Origin of the sequence: Kitasatospora sp. MAP5-34 (genome assembly GCF_029894335.1) — a bacterium.
In the GTDB taxonomy this organism is placed as follows: domain Bacteria; phylum Actinomycetota; class Actinomycetes; order Streptomycetales; family Streptomycetaceae; genus Kitasatospora.
The window spans coordinates 1-21,125 of record NZ_JARXZC010000036.1 but is presented as its reverse complement, the minus strand read 5'-3'; the positions used below and the strand labels follow the sequence as shown (position 1 = coordinate 21,125).

At 73.0% G+C, this 21,125-nt stretch carries 18 protein-coding genes; 4 read left to right on the top strand and 14 right to left on the bottom strand.

All coding sequences use genetic code 11. The features are described 5' to 3' along the window. Positions 1–65 precede the first annotated feature (65 nt). The 3 genes from P3T29_RS25095 to P3T29_RS25085 all read right to left on the bottom strand — a co-directional run bounded on the left by P3T29_RS25095 (position 66) and on the right by P3T29_RS25085 (position 4,723). Entirely contained in the window at positions 66–2,072 is a 2,007-nt protein-coding gene (locus P3T29_RS25095) for a tetratricopeptide repeat protein (RefSeq protein WP_280718886.1), read from the bottom strand. A 221-nt stretch (positions 2,073–2,293) separates the two neighbouring features. Next, positions 2,294–2,938: an NUDIX hydrolase gene (locus P3T29_RS25090; RefSeq protein ID WP_280718885.1), complete on the bottom strand. Its 645-nt coding sequence runs from the start codon at positions 2,936–2,938 to the stop codon at positions 2,294–2,296. A 96-nt stretch (positions 2,939–3,034) separates the two neighbouring features. Continuing rightward, positions 3,035–4,723 carry a CTP synthase gene (locus P3T29_RS25085; RefSeq protein ID WP_280718884.1) on the bottom strand — a complete coding sequence of 563 codons (1,689 nt, stop codon included), beginning with the start codon at positions 4,721–4,723 and terminating at the stop codon, positions 3,035–3,037. Positions 4,724–5,320: 597 nt separating this feature from the next. Here P3T29_RS25085 and P3T29_RS25080 point away from each other — a divergent pair. Then, positions 5,321–7,252 carry a glycoside hydrolase family 15 protein gene (locus tag P3T29_RS25080; RefSeq protein WP_280718883.1) on the top strand — a complete coding sequence of 644 codons (1,932 nt, stop codon included), beginning with the start codon at positions 5,321–5,323 and terminating at the stop codon, positions 7,250–7,252. 131 nt (positions 7,253–7,383) lie between these two features. Here the strand turns inward: P3T29_RS25080 and P3T29_RS25075 are convergent, their stop codons facing one another. The 3 genes from P3T29_RS25075 to P3T29_RS25065 all read right to left on the bottom strand — a co-directional run bounded on the left by P3T29_RS25075 (position 7,384) and on the right by P3T29_RS25065 (position 11,184). Continuing rightward, on the bottom strand, positions 7,384–8,544 hold the full coding sequence (locus tag P3T29_RS25075; RefSeq protein WP_280718882.1) for a glycosyltransferase family 4 protein: 1,161 nt from the start codon (positions 8,542–8,544) through the stop codon (positions 7,384–7,386). Between the two features lie 177 nt (positions 8,545–8,721). Beyond that, the gene (gene recN / locus P3T29_RS25070) at positions 8,722–10,470 is read right to left on the bottom strand and encodes a DNA repair protein RecN (RefSeq protein ID WP_280718930.1); all 1,749 of its coding nucleotides are present in this window, start codon (positions 10,468–10,470) and stop codon (positions 8,722–8,724) included. A gap of 75 nt (positions 10,471–10,545) precedes the next feature. After that, on the bottom strand, positions 10,546–11,184 hold the full coding sequence (locus P3T29_RS25065; RefSeq protein WP_280718881.1) for a hypothetical protein: 639 nt from the start codon (positions 11,182–11,184) through the stop codon (positions 10,546–10,548). 139 nt (positions 11,185–11,323) lie between these two features. On the opposite strand from P3T29_RS25065, the gene P3T29_RS25060 reads away from it, so the two are divergent. After that, on the top strand, positions 11,324–12,826 hold the full coding sequence (locus P3T29_RS25060) for a PLP-dependent aminotransferase family protein (protein ID WP_280718880.1): 1,503 nt from the start codon (positions 11,324–11,326) through the stop codon (positions 12,824–12,826). Between the two features lie 112 nt (positions 12,827–12,938). Here P3T29_RS25060 and P3T29_RS25055 read toward each other — a convergent pair whose 3' ends face one another. The 4 genes from P3T29_RS25055 to P3T29_RS25040 are packed head-to-tail and all read right to left on the bottom strand — an operon-like array spanning position 12,939 to position 15,518. Further along, positions 12,939–13,841 carry an NAD kinase gene (locus P3T29_RS25055; protein ID WP_280718879.1) on the bottom strand — a complete coding sequence of 301 codons (903 nt, stop codon included), beginning with the start codon at positions 13,839–13,841 and terminating at the stop codon, positions 12,939–12,941. A gap of 54 nt (positions 13,842–13,895) precedes the next feature. Beyond that, the gene (locus tag P3T29_RS25050; RefSeq protein ID WP_280718929.1) at positions 13,896–14,702 is read right to left on the bottom strand and encodes a TlyA family RNA methyltransferase; all 807 of its coding nucleotides are present in this window, start codon (positions 14,700–14,702) and stop codon (positions 13,896–13,898) included. A gap of 32 nt (positions 14,703–14,734) precedes the next feature. Then, the gene (locus P3T29_RS25045; RefSeq protein ID WP_280718878.1) at positions 14,735–14,911 is read right to left on the bottom strand and encodes a hypothetical protein; all 177 of its coding nucleotides are present in this window, start codon (positions 14,909–14,911) and stop codon (positions 14,735–14,737) included. After that, positions 14,904–15,518, bottom strand: a complete 615-nt coding sequence (locus tag P3T29_RS25040) for a hypothetical protein (protein WP_280718877.1) — start codon at positions 15,516–15,518, stop codon at positions 14,904–14,906. Before P3T29_RS25040 ends, P3T29_RS25045 begins: the two co-directional genes overlap by 8 nt. Before the next feature lie 173 nt (positions 15,519–15,691). Here P3T29_RS25040 and P3T29_RS25035 point away from each other — a divergent pair, with 173 nt between their 5' ends. Next, positions 15,692–16,039 carry an SCP2 sterol-binding domain-containing protein gene (locus tag P3T29_RS25035; RefSeq protein ID WP_280718876.1) on the top strand — a complete coding sequence of 116 codons (348 nt, stop codon included), beginning with the start codon at positions 15,692–15,694 and terminating at the stop codon, positions 16,037–16,039. Positions 16,040–16,149: 110 nt separating this feature from the next. Here P3T29_RS25035 and P3T29_RS25030 read toward each other — a convergent pair whose 3' ends face one another. Together P3T29_RS25030 and P3T29_RS25025 are read right to left on the bottom strand one after the other, a co-directional pair. Then, the gene (locus tag P3T29_RS25030; RefSeq protein ID WP_280718875.1) at positions 16,150–17,184 is read right to left on the bottom strand and encodes an HAD-IIA family hydrolase; all 1,035 of its coding nucleotides are present in this window, start codon (positions 17,182–17,184) and stop codon (positions 16,150–16,152) included. Between the two features lie 36 nt (positions 17,185–17,220). Next, positions 17,221–17,736 carry a tetratricopeptide repeat protein gene (locus P3T29_RS25025; protein WP_280718874.1) on the bottom strand — a complete coding sequence of 172 codons (516 nt, stop codon included), beginning with the start codon at positions 17,734–17,736 and terminating at the stop codon, positions 17,221–17,223. A gap of 97 nt (positions 17,737–17,833) precedes the next feature. Here P3T29_RS25025 and P3T29_RS25020 point away from each other — a divergent pair, with 97 nt between their 5' ends. Then, complete coding sequence (locus tag P3T29_RS25020) at positions 17,834–19,204, top strand: DUF1015 domain-containing protein (RefSeq protein WP_280718873.1); 1,371 nt, start codon at positions 17,834–17,836, stop codon at positions 19,202–19,204. 118 nt (positions 19,205–19,322) lie between these two features. Here the strand turns inward: P3T29_RS25020 and P3T29_RS25015 are convergent, their stop codons facing one another. Both P3T29_RS25015 and P3T29_RS25010 read right to left on the bottom strand, forming a co-directional pair. Continuing rightward, positions 19,323–20,216 carry a tetratricopeptide repeat protein gene (locus tag P3T29_RS25015; protein WP_280718928.1) on the bottom strand — a complete coding sequence of 298 codons (894 nt, stop codon included), beginning with the start codon at positions 20,214–20,216 and terminating at the stop codon, positions 19,323–19,325. Beyond that, on the bottom strand, positions 20,108–21,125 hold a 1,018-nt coding region (locus tag P3T29_RS25010; RefSeq protein WP_348532864.1), incomplete at its 5' end, for a hypothetical protein. The genes P3T29_RS25015 and P3T29_RS25010, both read right to left, overlap by 109 nt.

Below are 21,125 nucleotides of genomic sequence, written 5' to 3'. Positions count from 1 at the left end.
GGCAGGTTCGTAGGCTTGCGCTGGCCTTAAGCCTCTAAACCCCTGGTAAACGGGCATCTCGGACATTACTCCGAAGTCACCCGATCGCGCTCACCCGCTACCCGCTCCGCCCCGACCTGTTCCCGCAGTCGGGCCACGGCGGCGGTGACCGCCACCCGGCCGTGCTCGTCGTCGAGCCGCCGCAGCAGCGCCAGCGCGGCCCGGTACTCGCGCTCGGCCTCGTCGAACCGGCGCTGCGCCGCGTGCGCCTCAGCGGTGCGGGCCAGCAGCCGGGCCTCGGCCGGGGAGTCGCCCAGGCCCTGCCGGAGCGCGAGCGCCCTGCCGTACCAGTCGGCGGCCCGAACCGGGTCGCCGAGCGCCCGGTGGCACTCGGCGACGCCCTCCAGCGCCCGGGCGCAGGCGGGCTCGTCCGAGCTGTCCCGGGCACTCGCCAGGGCCGCCCGGTAGCGCTCCACGGCCTGCGGCCACCGGCCGGACGCGGCCTGGAGATCACCGAGATTGAGCAGCGCGGCTGTCACCCGTCTGGGGGTGTCACCGCGCTCGGCGACCTTCAGGACGAAGTGGTGCAGCCGGTAGAGGTCCGTCGACGCAGCGGCTCCGGTGAGCGGCAACGCCCGGAGCAGCGCGGTGACCAGGCGCCCGGCCGAACCGTCCAGATCCGCCGGGCCGATCGCGTCCCCGACCGCACACAGCAGCAGCTCACGCTCGTCGAGCAGCCACTGCCTGGCCTGGGCGGCACTGCGCAGCCGCAGCACGCCGGGCAGCGGGTCCGTCACCGGACCGTGCGCGGGGTCGAGCAGCGCGCGGGCGGAGTCGACCAGCCGGACCAGCCGCTCCAGCAGCCGCGCCCGGGCCAACTGCACCTCGGCCGGCCGGTCGGTGCTCTCCCGCAGCTGGACCAGCCGGGCGTACAGCCGCCCGGGCACCCGGTACCGGAGCGTGCCGTCGGCGGCGGGCGGCTCCTCGTCCAGCAGCTCGCGCCCGGCGAGCTGCCGCAGCAGGTCGGCGGCCTCGGGGGCGGGGCAGCCGACCAGCGCGGAGGCCGTCCGCGCGTCGGCGAGCTGGGCGGGGGCGAGGGTGAGCGTCCGCAGCATCCGGGCCTGCGCGGCGGGCAGCGAACGGTAGAGCAGCAGGAACGCACCACTCAGCGGATCGGTGTCGGGCACCGGAACGGGCCCGGACTCGGGCGCGTTCTCGTTCTCGGCCTCAGATACGGCCTCCGGCGTGGACTTCTTCGGCTCGGGCTCGGTACGCGCCCCCTTGGGCCGCCGCGCACCGCCCTTCGGTCCCGCAGCCGCCACCGGTTCGGCGGGCCCGCCGGGCCGTGCCACCGCGCCGAGTTCACGGGCGGCGTCCGTCACGGCCGCCTTCGCGTTGCCGCGCAGCCAGCCCGCCATCAGCCGCAGCGCGGCCGGGCCCGCCCCACACGCCTCGGCGAGGTCTGCCGCCCCCACCGGGTCGCAGCTGATCCTGGTGCCCCCGACCAGGCCGCTGAGCAGCTCGGCGGAGGTGGTCAGGCCGAGCCCGCCGAGGATGACGGGGTCGATGTCCTCGATGCCGGTCAGCGGGCCGGCCGTGGTGGCGAGCACCAGACAGCCGGGCGCGTCGGGCAGCAGTGGCGAGAGCTGGCCCGCGTCACGGACGTCGTCGAGCAGCAGCAGCACCCGCTTCGCCACCAGTGCCGCGCGCAGAGCGGCACAGACGGGCTCCGCACCGTCCGGCAGCAGAGCGTCCCCGGGCTCGACCCCCAACTGCTCCAGCAGCCCCCGGGCCACCTGCCCGGGCGGCACCCGGCCGCCGTCGGGCGCGGAGAGCCGGGCGAACAGCACCCCGTCCGGGTACTCCTCCGCCACCGACCGGGCATAACGGACGGCGAGCGAGGTCCGCCCCGACCCGGGACGCCCCGCCAGCACCAGGACCGGGCAGCGCCCCCGCGTCGGCCGGGCGGCAGCCGCCGCGAGCGCGGCCAGCTCACGCGTACGGCCGACCCAGACCGCAGGCCCCTCCGGCAACCGATCGAGCACTCCGCAGTCGGCGGGCCGTACGTCCATCGTCGCGGTCTTCCTCGCCACCTGCGTCACTCCCGACCAGTCGCTGAGCCCAGCCACCCCGCCTGCGAAGCGTAGTTCGAACCTACGACGCGACCGGGGGCGACACTGGTACTACCAACCGGCAAATCACCCCCCTGGGCGCACCAATCAGGATCGGTCAACCCAGGGGCGCGGGGAACTGCGCGAAACCGGAAGTCACGGCGCCGCACCCACCGCCCTGCCCAGCCCCCGCACCGCCGTGGTTACCGCGCCCCCGCAAACGGCCGCGCAGGCCAAGCCGAGTCCGCAGGACGCAACGCGTCGATCCCCGCACCGGTGAGCGCCGCGTGCAGGGCCAGCGTGCCGGTGATCAGGGTCGGGTTGTGCAGCTCACCGGCCAACACCAGGGCGACCAGCTCCGCCAGCGGCACCCGGGCGATCTCGATCTCCAGCTCCTCGCCGTGCGCGGCGTAGCGGTCGCCCTCCGCCTCGGCGAGGTCGGTGGCGAGGAAGAGCCGCAGGGCCTCGTCGGTGCCGCCGGGCGAGGTGTAGAAGTCGACCAGGACCTTCCACTCCCCCGCCTTGCAGTGCGCCTCCTCGTACAGCTCGCGCTGGGCGGCGTGCAGCGGGTTTTCCCCGGGTACGTCCAGCAGGCCGGCGGGCAGCTCCCAGAGCCGCTGGCGGACGGGGTGCCGGTACTGACGGACGATCAGCACCCGCTGCTGGTCGTCCAGCGCGAGGATGCTGACCGACCCGGGGTGGATCTGGTAGTCCCGGCGGGCGATCGAGCCGTCCGGCATCTCGACCTGGTCCGTCCGCACGCCCGTCACCCGGCCCTGGAACGGCGTCTCGCTGGAGACCACCCGCCACTCCTCGGCCGCGTCCCTGATCTGCTGAATGTCCGTCATCGCACTCCCCTTGTCCATGGGCCCAAACATATGCCGAACGGCGGCCGCGCATGATCGCGCGACCGCCGTTCAGGAATGTTCAGGCCCTACCAGCTGCTATTCAGCGACCTTGTTGGGACCCTTTTGAAGCGTGATCGCCGCCGCGACCAGACCCGCGAACAGCGGGTGCGGACGGGTCGGACGGGACTTCAGCTCCGGGTGCGCCTGGGTGGCGACCAGGTAGGGGTGCACCTCGCGCGGGTACTCGACGTACTCGACCAGGTCGCCCTTCGGGGACAGGCCGGAGAACTGCAGGCCGGTCTTCTCCAGGTCCGCGCGGTACGCGTTGTTGACCTCGTAGCGGTGGCGGTGGCGCTCCTCGACGTACTGCTCGCCGCCGTAGACCTCACGGACGATCGAGCCTTCCGCCAGCTTCGCCGGGTAGAGGCCGAGCCGCATGGTGCCGCCCAGGTCGCCCTTGCCGTCCACGATCGCCAGCTGCTCGGCCATGGTGGAGATGACGGGGTACTTGGCCGCCGAGTCGAACTCGGTGGAGTTCGCCTCGGGCAGACCCGCGAGGTTGCGGGCGGCCTCGATGACCACGCACTGCAGGCCGAGGCACAGGCCGAGCAGCGGGACCTTGTTCTCCCGGGCGTAGGTGATCGCGGCGACCTTGCCGTCCACGCCACGGTCACCGAAGCCACCGGGGATGCAGATCGCGTCCACGTCGCCGAGGTGCTCCTGCGCGCCCTCGGGCGTGGTGCAGTCGTCCGAGGTGACCCACTTGATCTCGACGCGCGCGTTGTTGGCGAAACCGCCGGCCCGCAGCGCCTCGGTCACCGACAGGTACGCGTCGGGGAGGTCGATGTACTTGCCGACCAGCGCGACCTTGACGATGTGCTGCGGCTCGTGGACGCGGCGCAGCAGGTCGTCCCAGGTGGTCCAGTCGACGTCGCGGAACGGCAGGTCCAGGCGGCGGACGACGTACGCGTCCAGGCCCTCGCCGTGCAGCACCTTGGGGATGTCGTAGATCGACTTGGCGTCGATCGCGGCGACCACTGCCTCCTCGTCGACGTCGCACATCAGCGAGATCTTGCGCTTGATGGCCGCCGGGACCTCGCGGTCGGCGCGCAGCACGATGGCGTCCGGCTGGATGCCGATGCTGCGCAGCGCGGCCACCGAGTGCTGGGTCGGCTTGGTCTTCAGCTCGCCCGAGGGGCCGATGTACGGCAGCAGGGAGACGTGCACGAAGAAGACGTTGTCCCGGCCGACCTCGTGGCGGACCTGGCGGACGGCCTCCAGGAACGGCAGCGACTCGATGTCGCCGACCGTGCCGCCGACCTCGGTGATCACGACATCGACGTCGTCGGTCGCCATCCGGCGGATCCGGGACTTGATCTCGTTGGTGATGTGCGGGATGACCTGGACGGTGTCGCCCAGGTACTCGCCGCGCCGCTCCTTGGCGATGACCGTCGAGTACACCTGGCCGGTGGTGACGTTCGCCGAGCCGTGCAGGTTGGTGTCGAGGAACCGCTCGTAGTGGCCGACGTCCAGGTCGGTCTCCGCGCCGTCGTCGGTGACGAAGACCTCACCGTGCTGGAACGGGTTCATGGTGCCCGGGTCCACGTTCAGGTACGGGTCGAGCTTCTGCATCGTCACGCGCAGACCACGGGCCTTGAGCAGGGCGCCGAGGCTGGAGGCGGTGAGGCCCTTGCCGAGCGAAGAGGCGACACCCCCGGTGACGAAGAGGTGCTTGGTCGTCACGGCGCGGCTGTTCGATGCCTTGCCGGAATGGGGCTGTGCCAAGAGGGGGCTCCCGTGGGTCGCGTGTCGATTGTGACGCTGGTGGAGGGGCCTGAGGCGCTCCTTGGCCCACCGGTCCACGGGATACCAGGGTATCAGCGACCCGCGCCGAACGCGTTCGGGACCGTCCCGGGGTACACCCGGAGCAGCTGCCCGGGTACGCCGATGGGGTGCCGTCGGGGGGTGGACGGGGGCTCGGAAGGATCAGCTCCGGATGGCCGGGACGGTTCATCCGGGATGCTCCAGACGGACCACTTTGGATTCTTTTGGTGTGACTGCGGCCCGACGGGGCGCTCTTCACGTGCCTCACCCCGTTCCACCGACGTATCCTGCACGGACGCATCGCCGACAAGCAGAGCACGCGGGAGGGCGAGGGGGTCAGGACGACGCCTCTCGGTCCCCGATGCGCGACCGGACATCTCCCGTACCAGTTCACCCGTTCAGGCCAGGGGCCCACCAGAACCCCGTCCGGACGCCCCACGAGCCCCATGCGCACCCGCAGGAGTCCGTGAAGCGCCCTGCCTGGGTATCCGGCCACGCAGACCGCCTTCTCCCCGCCGTCGGGCGCCGCCGAGCACATCTTGCGAACTGGAGACCCACGTGGCCGGCCGTATCGAGGATTACGCACTCATCGGGGACATGCAGACCGCCGCCCTGGTCAGCAGGGACGGAGCGGTGGACTGGCTCTGCCTCCCCAGATTCGACTCGCCGGCCGTGTTCGCCGGGCTGCTCGGCACCGACGAACACGGGTTCTGGCGGATCGGCCCCGCCGAACCGGTGGCGGACGCGGACGCAGCCGGCCCGCCGCGCTCGCTGTTCACCGATTCGGGTGAGATCCGCGTCATCCCGCCCACCGCCGCCGCCCCCGCCGTGCCCGCCGACCGGCGGCGCTACCGGGGCGACTCGCTGATCCTGGAGCAGGAGTGGGACTCCCAGGGCGGCAGCGTCCGGGTGATCGACTTCATGCCGCCCCGCCCGCTCGCCGGACGGGACTCCGTCCCGCAGATGATCCGGATCGTCGAGGGCCTCTCCGGCCGGGTCCGGATGCGCTCCGCGCTGCGGATGCGGTTCAGCTACGGCCGCGTCGTCCCCTGGGTGCACCGGGTCGAGCAGGCCGACGGCAGCCACCGCACCTGCGCCGTCGCCGGGCCGGACTCGGTCTGGCTGGACGGCGAGGCCGAGACGTACGGGCAGCACCTCACCACGTACGCGGACTTCACCGTCGGCGAGGGCGAGCGGATCGCCTTCGCGCTCACCTGGCAGGCCTCCCACCTGCCCGCGCCGAGCGCGCCGGACGCCGAGAACCTGCTGATCGAGACCATGCAGTTCTGGCGCGACTGGGTCAGCCAGTGCACCTACCAGGGCCCGTACCGGGAGGCCGTGGTCCGCTCGCTGATCACCCTCAAGGGCCTCACCTACGCCCCGACCGGCGGCATCGTCGCCGCGCCGACCACCTCGCTGCCCGAGGACATCGGCGGCGAACGCAACTGGGACTACCGCTACACCTGGCTCCGCGACGCCGCGATCACCCTCTCCTCGCTGCTGCGCACCGGCTACCGCGACGAGGCCCGCGCCTGGCGCGAGTGGCTGCTGCGAGCCGTCGCCGGCGACCCGGAGAACCTGCAGATCATGTACGGAATCGCGGGCGAGCGCGAACTCACCGAGTCCGAACTCGACTGGCTGCCCGGCTACGAGGGCTCCCAGCCCGTCCGGGTCGGCAACGGCGCCGCCGGGCAACTCCAACTGGACGTCTACGGCGAGGTGGTCGAGGCGCTGCACCTGGCCCACATGACCGGGCTGACCCGCAACGACCACGCCCACCACCTCCAGCTCAAGCTGATCAGCTACCTGGAGCAGCACTGGACGGAGCCGGACGAGGGCATCTGGGAGGTGCGCGGCCCGCGCCGCCACTTCGTGCACTCCAAGGTGATGGCCTGGGTCGCGGTCGACCGCACCATCAAGCTGATCGAGCAGTCCCCGACGGACGGCCCGCTGGAGCGCTGGAAGGAACTCCGCGACACCATCCACCGGGACGTCTGCGAGAAGGGCTACGACGCCGAGCGGAACACCTTCACCCAGTACTACGGCGGCCAGGAGCTGGACGCCTCACTGCTGCTGATCCCGCAGGTCGGCTTCCTGCCGCCGGACGACAAACGGGTGATCGGCACGATCGAGGCGATCCAGCGCGAACTGTCCACCGAGGACGGCTTCGTACTGCGCTACCCGACCCACGACGAGCACGGGGAGAACGTCGACGGGCTGTCCGGGCACGAAGGCGCCTTCCTGGCCTGCTCGTTCTGGCTCGCGGACGACCTGGCCATGATCGGACGGGTCCAGGAGGCCCGCGAGCTCTTCGACAAGCTGCTCTCGCTCCGCAACGACGTCGGCCTGCTCGCCGAGGAGTGGGACCCGCGCGCCAAGCGCCAGGTCGGCAACTTCCCCCAGGCGTTCAGCCACGTCCCCCTGATCGACACCGCCCTACGCCTCACCGCCTGCGCAGGCGCCTACCTCTCCGCCCAGGCGACCGTCTGACGGGAGTTTTTCAGGGGCGCGGGGAACTGCGCGGTTTTCAGGGGCGCGGGGAACTGCGCGAAATCGGGAGCAACGGTGCCGCACCTTCCCGCCTCGCGCAGCCCCTCGTGCCCCCGGGAGGGGCGCGCCGCCTAGGCGCGCTGCACCAGCTCGTCGTACGTACTGAGCACCTGCGCCACAGTCGCCGCCTCGTCCGGCCAGGTCTGCGCCTGCAGACGCCCCGCCGCCGCCAGTGCCGCGCCGCGCGAAGGGTCCGCGAGCAGCCCCCGCACCGCTGCGGCGAGCGCGGCCGCGTCGCCGTACGGCACCAGCACCGCCGCTTCGCCGACCAGCTCGGGCACGCCGCCGACGGCCGTGGAGACCACCGGGACGCCCGCCCGCATCGCCTCCTGGACGACCAGTGAGCGGGCCTCCCAACGGCTGCTGACCACCACCACGTCGGCGGCGGCGAGCAGGTCGGGGACGTCGGTGCGGTAGCCCAGCAGCCGTACCGGCAGCCGCTCGGTGGCGATCCGCTCGCCCAGCCCGGCCCGTTCGGGGCCCTCGCCCGCGATCAGCACCACGGGATCCGAGTCCCCCAGGTCGCGAGCCGCGTCCAGCAGCAGGCCGAAGGACTTCTGCTGGACCAGCCGGCCGATCGCCAGCACCACGGGCCGGTCCGGCCGGTCGCCCAGCAGCCGCGCGCGGGCCGCCTCGCGGCCCAGCTCGCCGGGCGGCATCGGCGGTGCGGCGACCGGGCCGAGCCGGGCGTCGGAGGCGCCCAGTTCGCGGGCCCGGGCGACCAGGTCCGAGGAGGCGCCGAGCACCAGGTCGGCCGCTCGGGCGACCCGGCGCTCCATCAGCCGCTGGAGGCGGCGCTCCATGCCGGTGGCCAGCATCGCGTGGTGCGAGGTCACCACCAGCGGGGTTTCGGGCCGCAGGCCGGGGAAGCGCCCGGCGGTGCGCAGCGCCAGGTCGGAGAGCAGCCCGGCCCGCAGGCCGTGCGCATGCACGACGTCCGCGCCGGTGAAAGCGCGCCGCAGCTCGCCGATGGCCGCCGCGTCGCTGCGGGCGCCCGCCGTCGGGGTGATGTCGACCAGGTGGAAGCGCGCGCCCGTACGGGAGAAACCGAACAGCGAGTCCGTCCCGGCAGGGGCGCAGACCGTCACTCCGACGCCGTGTGCCACCAGGCCCTCGGCGAGGGAGCGCACATGCGCGCCGATGCCGCCGGTGCTGGCGGCCAGGACGAACACCACGTGCAGCTGCCCCGGCTCGGGGACGGCCGCGGTGGCCCGGTTGACGGAATGGTCCACTTCGTCTCGCTCCGACTCGATCACGAACTCACGGCCTGGGGTGCCAGTGCCCAGCCGCCACCATGCCAGGTCGGACAGCCTCTTGGACAGTCGACGCACTCTCCAGGGGCGCGGGGCTCTGTTGATTTACCGCGTGCGCGAAACCGGAAGGTACGGCGCCGCACATTCGCCCGGACGTCAGCGCCCGCGCGGCATGCGCGCCGCTGCGAGCAGCTCCTCCGCGTGCGCGCGGCCGAGCTCGGAGTCCTCCAGGCCGGCCAGCATCCGGGAGAGTTCGCGGACCCGCTCCTCGTCGTTCAGCACCTTGACGCCGCTGCGGGTCACCGTGCCGTCGCTGGTCTTCTCGACCACGAGATGCCGGTCGGCGAAGGCCGCGACCTGCGGCAGGTGCGTCACCACGACCACCTGCGCGGTCTCCGCCAACTTGGCCAGCCGACGGCCGATCTCGACCGCCGCCTTGCCGCCGACCCCGGCGTCCACCTCGTCGAAGAGGTAGGTCGGCACCGGGTCGGCACCGGCGAAGACCACCTCGACGGCCAGCATCACCCGGGAGAGTTCACCGCCCGAGGCGCCCTTGGCGATCGGCCTCGGCGCGGCGCCGGGGTGCGGGGCGAGCAGCACCTCGACCTCGTCGACTCCGTGTGCTCCGTAGGCGACCGTCCGCCCGTCGAGTTCGATGCCCGCCAGGTCGTCGACCCAGCTGAGGGCGAAGGTCACCCGGGCGTGCGGCATGGCCAGTTCGGCGAGTTCGGCGGAGACGGCCTCGGCGAACCGTCCGGCGGCCGCGTGCCTGGCCGCCGACACCTCGGCGGCCAGCTCGGCCAACTCGGCGCGCAGCGCGGTCTCCTGGGCCCCGAGCTCGTCGATCCGCTCGTCGTCGCCGTCGAGTTCGGAGAGCCGCAGAGCGCTCGCCTCGGCCCAGGCCAGCACCTCGGCAAGAGTGCCCTGTCCTTGGGTGTGGGCCGGGCCGCCGTACTTGCGCAGCAGCTGGGCCAGGACGGCCCGGCGGTCCTCGACGGCCGCCAGGCGTGCGGGGTCGGCGTCCAGGTCGTCGGCGTAGCCCGCGAGGTCCTGGGCGACGTCGGTGAGCAGGTAGCCGACCTCGTTGAGACGGTCGGCGAGGGCGGCGAGGCGCTCGTCGTGGCCGCGCACGCCGTCCAGGGCGCGGCGGGCCTGGGCCAGCAGGGTGCCCGCGTCCACCGAGTCCGGTTCGGTCGGGTCGCCCGCGAGGGCGGCGTGCGCCTGGGTGGCGGCGGAGGAGAGGGCGTCGGCGTGGCCGAGGCGCTCGGCCTCGGCGGAGAGCTCGGTGTCCTCGCCCACGACCGGCTCGGCGGCGGCGACCTCGTCCAGCCCGAAGCGGAGCAGATCGGCCTCCTGGGCACGCTCGCGGGCCCTGGTGGTCAGCTCCTCCAGGGTCGTGGAGACCTCGCGCAGCCGGCGGTAGACCTCGCGGTAGCGCTTCAGCGGCTCGGCGACGGCCTCGCCCGCGTAACGGTCCAGCGCGCCGCGCTGGCGGGAGGGGCGCAGCAGGCGCTGCTGGTCGGTCTGGCCGTGCACGGCGATCAGGTCCTCGCCGAGTTCGGCGAGCAGCCCGACGGGCACGGCCCGGCCGCCGACGTGGGCGCGTGAGCGGCCCTCGGCGGAGACCGTCCGGCTGATCAGCAGCGCGCCGTCGTCCAGCTCGGCGCCCGCCTCCAGCGCCCGGGCCGCCGCCGGGGAGCCCGGGGGCAGCCCGATCCGGCCCTCGACCACCGCCCGGTCCGCCCCACGGCGCACGAGCCCGGGGTCGGCCCGGCCGCCGAGCAGTAGGCCGAGGCTGGTCACCACCATGGTCTTACCCGCACCGGTCTCGCCCGTCACCGCTGTAAAACCCGGTGCCAGTTCGACCACTGCGTCATCGATGACGCCAAGATCCCGTATCCGCATCTCGTCCAGCACGGAGACGACCTTACGAGGTTCCACCCCCCTCGCGCGACGAGCCGAGGTGCTGAGGGGACAAGTTCATCCCTTCCGGGCCTGCTCGGGGACCATGCACAACCTGAGGAAGAACTGTGCAAGCGGCCCGATCGCGAGCGCGTAGACGACCGTCCCGACACCCACCATGCCGCCGAGCAGAATGCCGACGGCCAGCACGGTGAGCTCGACGCCGACCCGCATCAGCCGCAGCGAGCGGCCGGTCCGCAGGTGCAGGCCGGTCATCAGGCCGTCGCGCGGCCCGGGGCCCAGCCGGGCGCCGATGTAGAGGCCGGTGGCCAAGCCGTTGAGCACGACGCCGAGCAGCAGCAGGGCGATCCGGCCGGCCCACGAGCCCGGGGCGGTGACCACGCCGAGGGTGAGGTCCATCGCGACGCCCAGGATCAGCACGTTGCCGATGGTGCCGAGGCCGGGCCGCTGCCGCAGCGGGATCCAGAGCAGCAGGACGGCGGCGCCGGTGATGGTCGTCCAGGCACCCATGCTGAGGCCGAGGTGACGCTGCATGCCCTGGTGGAAGACCGTCCACGGGTTGACCCCGAGCCCGGCCCGGACCATCAGCGCCGAGCTGGCACCGTAGAGCCAGAGGCCGAGCAGCAGCTGCGGGAGGCGCCGCCCGAGCCGGTCGAGGCTCCAGGGGGTGGGGGCGGTCATGGTGGTGGCGGCCATCAAGGCTCCTTGCGGTGCGGTGCGGTGCGTGGTGTCTGGCGGCCTTGGTGGCCGCAGTGCCATGATGAGCAGTCCAATCGGGCCGGAACCAGGTCCAATCTCGCTCAGGTGGACTGATCAAGATGACGGGGTGGCCCAGATGACCGAGTGGCAGAGCACCGTCACCCCGACCGCGCTGGCCCGCCTGCTGCGCGCCGCACACCTCCCCGAGCCCGTCGGCCACCGGCCCGCGTACCGCACGCTCGCGGGCCAGGTCCGCACGTTGGTCTCGGAGGGACGGCTGCCCGTCGGGGCCCGGCTGCCCGCCGAGCGGGAACTCGCCCAGGCACTGTCGCTCAGCCGGACGACCGTCGCCGCCGCGTACGAGACGCTCAGGGCAGAGGGCTACCTCCGCAGCCGCCGGGGCTCCGGCAGCTGGACCACCCTCCCCGACGGCAGCCGGCCACCCAGCGACGCGCTGCACCCCGTGCCGCCGGACGAGCGCGAGACCGTGCTCGACCTCGGCGTAGCCGCACTGCCCGCCCCGCAGCCGTACCTCGGCGAGGCCGCCGCCCAGGCGATCGAGCAACTGCCCGCGTACGCCGCCGGGCACGGCCACTTCCCCACCGGCGTCCCCGTGCTGCGGGAGGCGATCGCGCAGCGGTACACCGAACGCAGGCTGCCGACCACGCCCGACCAGATCCTGGTCACCACCGGCGCGATGGGCGCCCTGCACCTCGCCCGGCACGCACTGGTCGGGCGCGGCGGCCGGGTCGCGGTCGAGGCACCCAGCTACGCGCACACCCTGCAGTCACTGCGGCGCGGCGGCGCCCGCCTGGTGGCCGTGCCGCACGCCTGGCCCGGCGGCCCCGGCGAACTGCCGCGCTGGGACCTCCCCGAGTGGCAACGCGTGCTGCGCGGCGCCGCACCCCGGGCCGCCTTCGTCATCCCCGACTTCCAGAACCCGACCGGCGCCCTGATAGACGAGGGACAGCGCCGCGAGCTGCTCGCCGCCGCCCGCGCCGCCGGGACGACCGTCGTGGTGGACGAGACGATCGCCGAACTCGGCTGGGGCGTACGGCCCGAGGAGCTACCCCGCCCGACGGCCGCCCTGGACCGCGCCGCCCAGGTGATCACCGTCGGCTCGGCGAGCAAGACCCTCTGGGGCGGCCTGCGAATCGGCTGGCTGCGCGCGAACCCGAGCCTGGTACGGCAGTTGGCCACCGACCGGGTGTACACCGACGTCGGCACGCCGGTGCTGGACCAGCTGATCGCCGCCGCCCTGCTCACCGAACACTTCGCCGAGGTCCGCGCCCACCAGCACCAACGGCTGCGCTCCAGCGCCGAGGCGCTGGCAGCGGCGCTGCGCGCGCAACTCCCGCACTGGCACTTCGCGTTCCCACCCGGCGGCCTCTGCCTGTGGATCGCCACCGACGGACTCTCCGGCACCGCCCTCGCCCAGGCCGGCGACCGGATCGGCGTACGGATCGCGGCCGGTTCCCGCTTCGGGGTGGACGGCGCGTTCGAGAACTACCTCCGCATCCCCCTCACCGTCCCGGCCCCCGCCGCCCCCGCCGCAGTCACCCGCCTCGCCACAGCCGCCGCCCTCGCCGCCACCGGCCGCTGGCCCACCACCGACGAACACCCGCCCCTGGCCGTCTAACAGGATCGGCCAGCCACAGACAGGGGGCGCGGGGAACTGCGCGAAACGGAAGGCAACGGTCTGCCCCCTTCCGCCCTCGCGCAGTTCCCCGCTCCCCTCAAAAAAGGCTGCGTCAGCAGGTACCCCCACGCCCACGCCATCCCGTCACCGGCAGCGCGAACTTCGCCACCAGCCGGTCCGTGAACGGCGCCCGGTGCAGCCGCGCGAGCCGGACGGGGGTACGCCCGCGACGGACCTCCACCCGCGCTCCGGCAGGGAGTTCGACCGAACGGCGGCCGTCGCACCAGAGCACCCCGTGCGGGGTCTTCGGCTGCACCTCCACCGCGAGCACCGAGTCGGGCGAGGTCACCAGCGGCCGGGCGAACAGCGCGTGCGCGCTGATCGGCACCATCAGCAACGCCTCGACCTCCGGCCACACCACCGGCCCACCACCCGAGAACGCGTACGCGGTCGAACCGGTCGGCGTCGCGCAGACCACCCCGTCACAGCCGAAGTTGGAGACCGGACGACCGTCCACCTCGGTCACCACCTCGAGCATCCGCTCGCGCGAGGCCTTCTCGATCGACGCCTCGTTCAGCGCCCAGTCCTCGTGGATCACATCGCCGTTGGTGCGCACCAGCACGTCGAGGGTCATCCGGTCCTCGATCTCGTAGTCGGCCTTGACCACCCGCTCGACCACCACCGCCAGATCGTCCCGCTCGGCCTCCGCCAGGAAGCCCACCCGGCCCAGGTTGATCCCCAGCATCGGCAGCCCGGACTCGCGGGCCAGCTCGGCGCCGCGCAGCAGCGTCCCGTCCCCGCCGGCGACCAGGATCAGTTCGCAGCCGTCCGCCGCGCCGTGCCCGCCGGCCACCCGCTCGACCCCGTCCGGCAGGTCGAGCCCGACCGCCTCGGCCGCGAGCAGTCTGATCCTGATCCCCGCCTTGAGCAGGCCGTGCACCAGCCCTTCGACACTGCGCAGGGCCGCCTCCCGGCCGGTGTGCGCAACCAGGAAGACCGTACGTTCCTCGCTCATGCCGCTGCCCTCTCCCTACGCCTGCCCCTGGCGGTCGGACGTCTGCTGAGTACCCTATCGGGGGCCCTCGGCGACAGCCCGGTCCGCCTCGGCCGGGTCCAGCTGCGGGGCTCCCCGGCGCAGCCACAGGAAGTACTCGACGTTCCCGGACGGGCCCGGCAGCGGGCTCGCCGTGACAGCCTGGACGCCCAGCCCGAGCGCCCACGCCTGGTCGGCGACCCGCCGGACCATCTCGGCCCGCAGCTCCGGGCTGCGCACCACTCCGCCGCTGCCGAGCCGCTCCTTGCCGATCTCGAACTGCGGCTTGACCATCATCACCAGGTCGGCGTCCTCGGCGCAGCAGCCCGCGAGGGCGGGCAGCACCAGGCCGAGCGAGATGAACGACAGATCGCCCACCACCAGGTCGACGGGCACCCCGCCGATCTGCTCCAACGTCAGTTCGCGGACGTTGGTCCGGTCCATCACGGTCACCCGCTCGTCGCTCTGCAGCGACCAGGCGAGCTGCCCGTAACCGACGTCCACCGCCAGCACGTGCGCGGTGCCCGCCCGCAGCAGCACGTCCGTGAACCCGCCCGTGGAGGCGCCGGCGTCCAGCGCCCGCCGCCCCTCGACGACCAGCCCCTGCGGGACGAAGGCCGCGAACGCACCGGCGAGCTTGTGCCCGCCGCGCGAGACGTAGTCGGGGTCGTTGTCGTCCTTGGCCACCACCACGGCGGCCGAGGTCTCCACCTGGGTCGCGGGCTTGGTCGCGGTGGTGCCGCCGACCGTCACCCGGCCGGCCGCGATCAGCTCGCTCGCGTGCTCACGCGAACGGGCCAGGTTGCGGCGGACCAGCTCCGCGTCGAGTCGGCGTCGTGCCACTGCCACTGCTACTTCAGCTCCTGCTGCTGTCACTACTGCTGATCATGCTGATCGAGCGCGGCAAGGGTGTCCGCGAGCCGCTGGTGTACATCTTCGTACACGGCGACGTGCGCGCCGGTCTCCACCCCGTCCAGACCGTCCAGCCGACCCAGCGCGGCGTCGACGCCGGGATGTCCGGTGGGCGCCGGAACGGCCGCGAACTCAGACATCGGCGTCGGGGGCGGTCTTCTTGCGCGGCGCGGCCTTCTTCGCGGCCGGCTTCTTCACCGCCACCTTCTTGGCAGCCGCCTTCTTCTTCACCGGCGCGGCCTTCTTCGTGGGCTCCGGCACGGGCACCGGCTCCTCGGCAACAGGCTCCGGCGGCGCCGCCTCCTCGGCCTCCTCCGCTGCGATTTCGCTCTCGGCCTCGGCCTCCCAGCCGACCCCGAACAGGTCACCCGCCCGCGCCTCCGGCTTGGCGGCGGGCGCGGGGTGCTCCTCCTCGACCTCCCGGAGCCTGCTCTCCAGGTAGCCCAGTACGACGCCGACCTTCACCACCTGGTCGCCGACCAGCTCGAAGATCTTCTCCGCCTCCGCGCGGGCCGTGCCGACCGCGAGGTCGAGCCCGGCCCGGCCGACCGTCACGGCTTCGCCCGCCAGCATCTGTAGTGACCGCACCGAGGGCGGGAACTGCTCGGCCACCGTCCGCTCGATCGCCGCCACATCGACACCGCTGCGCTCCAGCAGCCCGGCCGCCGTACCGACGACCCGCTTCCCGGTCTCCTCCGCGAGCTCGACGGCCAGTACCGTCACACCCCGCACCGCATCCCGCAGCATTCGAGTGCCTCCTCAACGCCTCGCACCGTCTCCGGGCCTGCCCGGACATACCGGGCGCCCGCCACGACGCTACCCTTTCCGGCCCTCCCGGTGCCCGGATCCCCGGGCAATCGGGGGGCGGGCTCTGGGATAGCGTGGCAGCGAACCGGACCGGACGGGAGGGACCAGGACCCATGGCCAGCACCGAGCAGTGCCGCGAAGCACTGGAGCAGCTCAGCAGGAACCTGGCCGGCTCCGAGGGCGACGTCCGCAAGGCCGCCGCCCTCGACCGCTCGCTGACCTGCCGGATCACCGACCTGGACCTGACGTTCACCGGCCGCCTCCAGGACGGCCGGATCACCGACGTCGTCCAGACCCCGGGCCCACCGGCCGCCAAGGCGGAGATCCGGCTCACCATGGCCAGCGACGACCTGGTCGCCCTGGTCGACGGCAAGCTCAACTTCGCCTCGGCCTGGGCCACCGGCCGGGTCAAACTGGAAGCCGGCTTCCGCGACCTCCTCCGCCTCCGCACCCTCCTCTGACCAGCAGCTGGGCAACCGGTCGGCCACAGACAGGGGCGAGGGGAACTGCGCGCCCGACCAAGCACCCACGTAGAGCCTCGCGCCCACCGCTCCCCGCACCCCGGTAAGAACTAAAGCCCCAGTTCAGCGAGCGCCTTGCGCCCGTCAGGGGTCACCGCCGCCGCCCAGGCAGCCCCGCACAGCGCCCGCAGCCCGTCGTACGGGTCCTCCCCCGCGCCGTCCAGCCGCAGCTCCCCGCCACCGTCCACCGACGCGACGTACCCGCCGCAGCCGTACCGCCCCTCGCCCAGCGACTCGACGGCGGGCTGCGGGAGCAGCAGCCCGCGCAGGTCCGCCGCCAGGTAGGTGGGCCGGTGCTGGACGGGCGCGGTGAGCAGCAGCGCGGGCGTGGTGACGCCGGTGAAGACCAGCAGGCTGTCCACACCGCCGTTGTAGGCGCCCTCGATGTCCGTGTCCAAGCGGTCCCCGACCACCAGCGGACGCTTCGCGCCGGTCCGGAGCACGGTCTCCCGGTGCATCGGCGGCAGCGGCTTGCCCGCGACCTCGGGCTCGACGCCGGTCGCCGTCCGTACGGCGGCCACCAGTGTGCCGTTCCCGGGCGCGATCCCACGCGCGGTCGGCACGGTCATATCGGTGTTCGAGGCCACCCAGGGCAGCCCGCGCGCCACTGCGTACGAGGCTTCGGCGAGGTGCTGCCAGCCGACCGACGGGTCGTAGCCCTGCACCACCGCGACCGGCTCCTCGTCCAGCGAACGCACCGCGACCAGCCCGCGCTCGGCCAACGCCTCGACCAGCCCGGCCCCACCGACCACCAGCACCTTCGACCCGGTCGGCACCTTGTCGGCGACCAGCCGGGCCGCCGCCTGCGCGGAGTTGATCACGTCGGCGGCCTCGGCGGGCACGCCCAGCTCGGTCAGGTGCTCCGCCACCACGCGGGGCGGACGCGAGGCGTTGTTGGTGACGTACGCCAGCCGCATCCCGGTCTCCCGCGCGGCGGCCAGCGAGTCCACGGCGTGCACGATCGCGTCCGGCCCGGCGTACACCACCCCGTCGAGATCGAGCAGCGCGGTGTCGTACGCCTCGGTCAGCGGGCGGTCACAGCCCCCGGGTACGGTCCGGTTCTGCCCGCTGGCCTGGTCCGTCATCGCGCACTCCACCTCGTCATTTGATCCGTCTCGGGCCTACTGCGCGCCGTCCTGGGCGTCCGAGGACTCCCGGTAACCGGGCGCACCGGGCAGCAACGGCCCGTACGCCCCGGCGCGGGCCGCCAGCGTCGCCCTGGTCTGCCGCAGCGCGGCCCGGTAGTGCTCGGCCTCGGGCCGCATCGCCACCGCCAGGGCCAGGTGCTCGGCGGAGGTTTCGAAGTCGCCCAGCCGGGCAGCCGAGACACCCCACCCGAACTGAGCGTAGTCGTCGGACGGATCGGCCAGCGCCACCGCCCGGAAGTTCTCCAGCGCCGCCGCGTACAGCCTCGCGTCGAACTGCGCCCGCGCCAGCGTCTCCCGGATGCTCCGCGACTGCGGCTCAACCTCGGCCGCCCGCCGCAACAACTGCTCAGCGGCAGCCGGGTTCCCCTGCTCCAGCAACCGGGCACCCCGCCGGAACCAGTCGTAGACATCCCCCTCCGGCACGCCGGCACCGTCCGGCCGCCCCGCTCCGCCGACGCCGCCCTCCACGCGCCCCTGATCCTCGCTCATGTCGTACCTCGCTTCCAGTACCGCTTCCGGTACCGCTCACCGACACCCTTGACCCTTTTGATCTCCGAACAACGCATACCCGATTACGATGCCCAGAATGAGTGCACCCAGTGCAGATACCGGAGCAGAGGCTCCGGCGGGCGGCCCCGGAGACCCCGGGCACGTCGCCACCGCAGGGCTGTCCCTGTCCCCCTTCCGCGGCCTGCGGTACGTCCCCGACCGGGTCGGCACCCTGGCGGCGGTGACCTCGCCCCCGTACGACGTGGTCGACCCCAATCGCCGGCTCGACCTGGAGACGGCGGACCCGCACAACATCGTCCGGCTGATCCTCCCCAGGCCCGAACCCGACGACAGCGGCGACCGGCCCGACCGCGACACCCGCTACCGGCACGCCGCGCGGCTGCTCAAGGAGTGGCAGCGCGAGGGCGTCCTCGCCGCCGACCCCGAGCCCGCGTTGTACGTGTACGAGCAGCGCACCCACCCGGACTCCCCTGGCGGCGAGCTGCTCCAGCGCGGGCTGATCGGCGCGCTGGCCGTCAGCGGCCGGGAGGCCGGCGTGGTGCTGCCGCACGAGGACGTGATGCCGCGACCGGTCGCCGACCGGGTGGGCCTGATGCGGACCACCAGGGCCAACCTCGAGCCTCTGCTGCTCACCTACCGGGGCCACGGCGGCGCGGCCGACGTCATCGAACGCGCGGTGCTGCGCGAGCCGCTGCTCACCACGACCACCAGCGACGGCACCCACCACCGGCTGTGGGCGGTCACCGACCCGGCCGAACTGGCGGAGGTCACCCGCGACCTGGCCACCTGCCGGGCCCTGATCGCGGACGGGCACCACCGCTGGGAGATGTACCTGCGCCTCCAGCGCGAACACCGCCACCTCCCGCGCAGCCCGTGGGACCGGGGCCTGGTCCTGCTGGTCGACACCGCCCGCTACCCGCTGCGGGTCCGGGCCATCCACCGGGTGCTGTACCGACTGCCGATCGCCGAGGCGCTGGCCGCGATCGCCGACCAGTGGCAGGTCAAGGAGGTCCCGGGCCCGCTGGACACCGCCCTGCAGGCCCTCGTCGAGGCCAAGCGGCACGGCGGCAACTCCTTCCTGCTGACCGGCGGGGACGGCGTGTTCTGGCTGCTCACCGAGCCGGACGAAGCCCTGCTCGAGGCGACGGTGCCGACCGGCAAGCCGGAGGAGTGGCGGCGGCTGGACGCCACCGTCCTGCACGCCACCCTGCTCGACCACACCTGGCAGGTCCCGGACGGTCCGGACGACATCGGCTATCTGCACGCCGCCGCCTCGGCCGAACGCGAGGCCCGCCGCAGCGGCGGCACGGCGGTGCTGCTGAACCCGGTCCGGGAGAGCGTGGTCCGGCGGCTCGCCGAACAGGGCGTGACGATGCCCCGGAAGTCCACCTCCTTCGGCCCCAAACCCGCCACCGGGCTCGTTCTGCGCAACCTCGAACTGAGCTGACCCGGGCCCCTGGCTCCGGACCCGGAAACGGCGTCGGAAACGGCTGAGGCCCTGCCCGCACGCGGATCGCGTACGGACAGGGCCTCAGGCCTTACTCAGCGGCTAGCTCACGACGGGCTCAGCGCTGGTCGTTCTCGGGACGCTTGCCCTGGTCGCGCGAGTCGTGCTCGTCGTCGATCTCCAGGTCGTCCTCGTCGTAGTACTCCTCGACGTCTTCCTCGTCCTCGAAGATCTCCCGGTTCTCACCGGTGTCGTCCACAGCGATCTTGCGCGCCGGGGCGGACTCGCCGCGCCCGCCACGCTCCTCGCCCTCTTCGTCCTCGTCCTGCTCGGGGTCGAGCGCGTCCACGAACTCCAGACCGTCGATCTCGGCGAGCCGCTCGGAAGCGTTGGTCGCACCCTCGGTGTCGGCCTCCGCCGCCTTCGCGAACCAGTCGCGGGCCTCCTCGCCCCGGCCGGCCGCGATCAGCGCCTCGGCGTAGGCGTAGCGCAGGCGAGCGGTCCACGGGTGGATCGCGCTGGAACCCAGCTCCGGGCTCTGCAGCGTGACGACAGCGGCCTCGAACTGGCCCATGTCACCGCGTGCACCCGACGCGACCAGCCGCATCTCGACCTGGCCGGCCTTGTCCAGCTGCTTCACCTCAGGCTCACCGGCCATCGCCAGCGCCCGCTCCGGACGGCCGAGACCACGCTCGCAGTCCGCCATCACCGGCCACAGGTCGGCCCGACCGGTCATCCGGCGAGCCGCCCGGAACTCGGTCAGCGCCTCGGCGTACCGCTGCGTCACGTACGACGCGAAGCCGGCCGCCTCACGGACGGACGCGACACGCGACGCCAGCCGCAGCGCGACGCGGGAGTACTTGTACGCCTCCTCCGAGTCGGTGTCGAGCGTCCGGGCCACCATCACCAGGTTGCGCGCGACATCGTCGGCAAGCGTCTTCGGCAGGCTCTTGAGGTCCTGGCGGACATCGGCGTCGATCTCGAAGCCGGTGACATCCTCCGGGATCGGCAGACGCTGGACGGGCTCGAAGTTCCCACGACGGTCGTCGTAGTCCCGACGGTCGTCCCGCTGCCCCTCGAAGCGCCCACCACGGCTCTCGTACGAACGCCCACCACCGGACGACGGCCGGTCGTCCCGGCGGAAGCCACCGCCAGAGGGACGGTCATCGCGGCGCGGCCCACGGTCATCGCGGTTGAAACCACCACCGGAAGACGGACGCTCATCGCGGCGGAAGCCACCGCCGGACGGGCGGTCGTCACGGCGCGGCCCACGGTCATCACGGTTGAAACCACCGGAGGACGGACGGTCGCCACCGAAGGAGCGAGCGCCACGGTCGTCACGGTTGAAGCCACCACCGGAGGGGCGCTCGCCACCGAACGAACGACCACCCGACGGACGATCGTCGCGGTTGAAACCACCCGACGGACGGTCATCACGACGGAAGCCACCACCAGAGGGACGGTCATCGCGGCGCGGCCCACGGTCATCACGGTTGAAACCACCGGAGGGACGGTCGTCGCGACGCGGCCCACGGTCATCACGGTTGTAACCGCCACCGGAGGACGGGCGATCCCCACCGAACGAACGACCACCCGACGGACGATCATCGCGGTTGTAACCGCCACCAGAGGGGCGGTCGCCACCGAACGAGCGGCCACCGGACGGACGGTCGTCACGACGCGGCCCACGGTCATCACGGTTGAAACCACCGCCAGAGGGACGGTCGCCACCGAACGAACGACCACCCGACGGACGATCGTCACGGTTGAAACCACCCGACGGACGCTCATCACGACGGAAGCCACCACCAGACGGACGGTCATCACGACGCGGCCCACGGTCATCACGGTTGTAACCGCCACCGGAGGACGGGCGATCCCCACCGAACGAACGACCACCCGACGGACGATCATCGCGGTT

Excerpts from the sequence above, each read along its gene's own strand:
- P3T29_RS25035 (WP_280718876.1), top strand. The coding sequence starts at position 15,692 with ATGGCCAGCACCGAGCAGTGCCGCGAAGCACTGGAGCAGCTCAGCAGG.
- P3T29_RS25045 (WP_280718878.1), bottom strand. The coding sequence starts at position 14,911 with ATGTCTGAGTTCGCGGCCGTTCCGGCGCCCACCGGACATCCCGGCGTC.
- P3T29_RS25065 (WP_280718881.1), bottom strand. The coding sequence starts at position 11,184 with ATGGCCGCCACCACCATGACCGCCCCCACCCCCTGGAGCCTCGACCGG.
- P3T29_RS25090 (WP_280718885.1), bottom strand. The coding sequence starts at position 2,938 with ATGACGGACATTCAGCAGATCAGGGACGCGGCCGAGGAGTGGCGGGTG.
- P3T29_RS25060 (WP_280718880.1), top strand. The coding sequence starts at position 11,324 with ATGACCGAGTGGCAGAGCACCGTCACCCCGACCGCGCTGGCCCGCCTG.
- P3T29_RS25020 (WP_280718873.1), top strand. The coding sequence starts at position 17,834 with ATGAGTGCACCCAGTGCAGATACCGGAGCAGAGGCTCCGGCGGGCGGC.
- P3T29_RS25040 (WP_280718877.1), bottom strand. The coding sequence starts at position 15,518 with ATGCTGCGGGATGCGGTGCGGGGTGTGACGGTACTGGCCGTCGAGCTC.
- P3T29_RS25055 (WP_280718879.1), bottom strand. The coding sequence starts at position 13,841 with ATGAGCGAGGAACGTACGGTCTTCCTGGTTGCGCACACCGGCCGGGAG.
- P3T29_RS25030 (WP_280718875.1), bottom strand. The coding sequence starts at position 17,184 with ATGACGGACCAGGCCAGCGGGCAGAACCGGACCGTACCCGGGGGCTGT.
- recN (WP_280718930.1), bottom strand. The coding sequence starts at position 10,470 with ATGCGGATACGGGATCTTGGCGTCATCGATGACGCAGTGGTCGAACTG.
- P3T29_RS25025 (WP_280718874.1), bottom strand. The coding sequence starts at position 17,736 with ATGAGCGAGGATCAGGGGCGCGTGGAGGGCGGCGTCGGCGGAGCGGGG.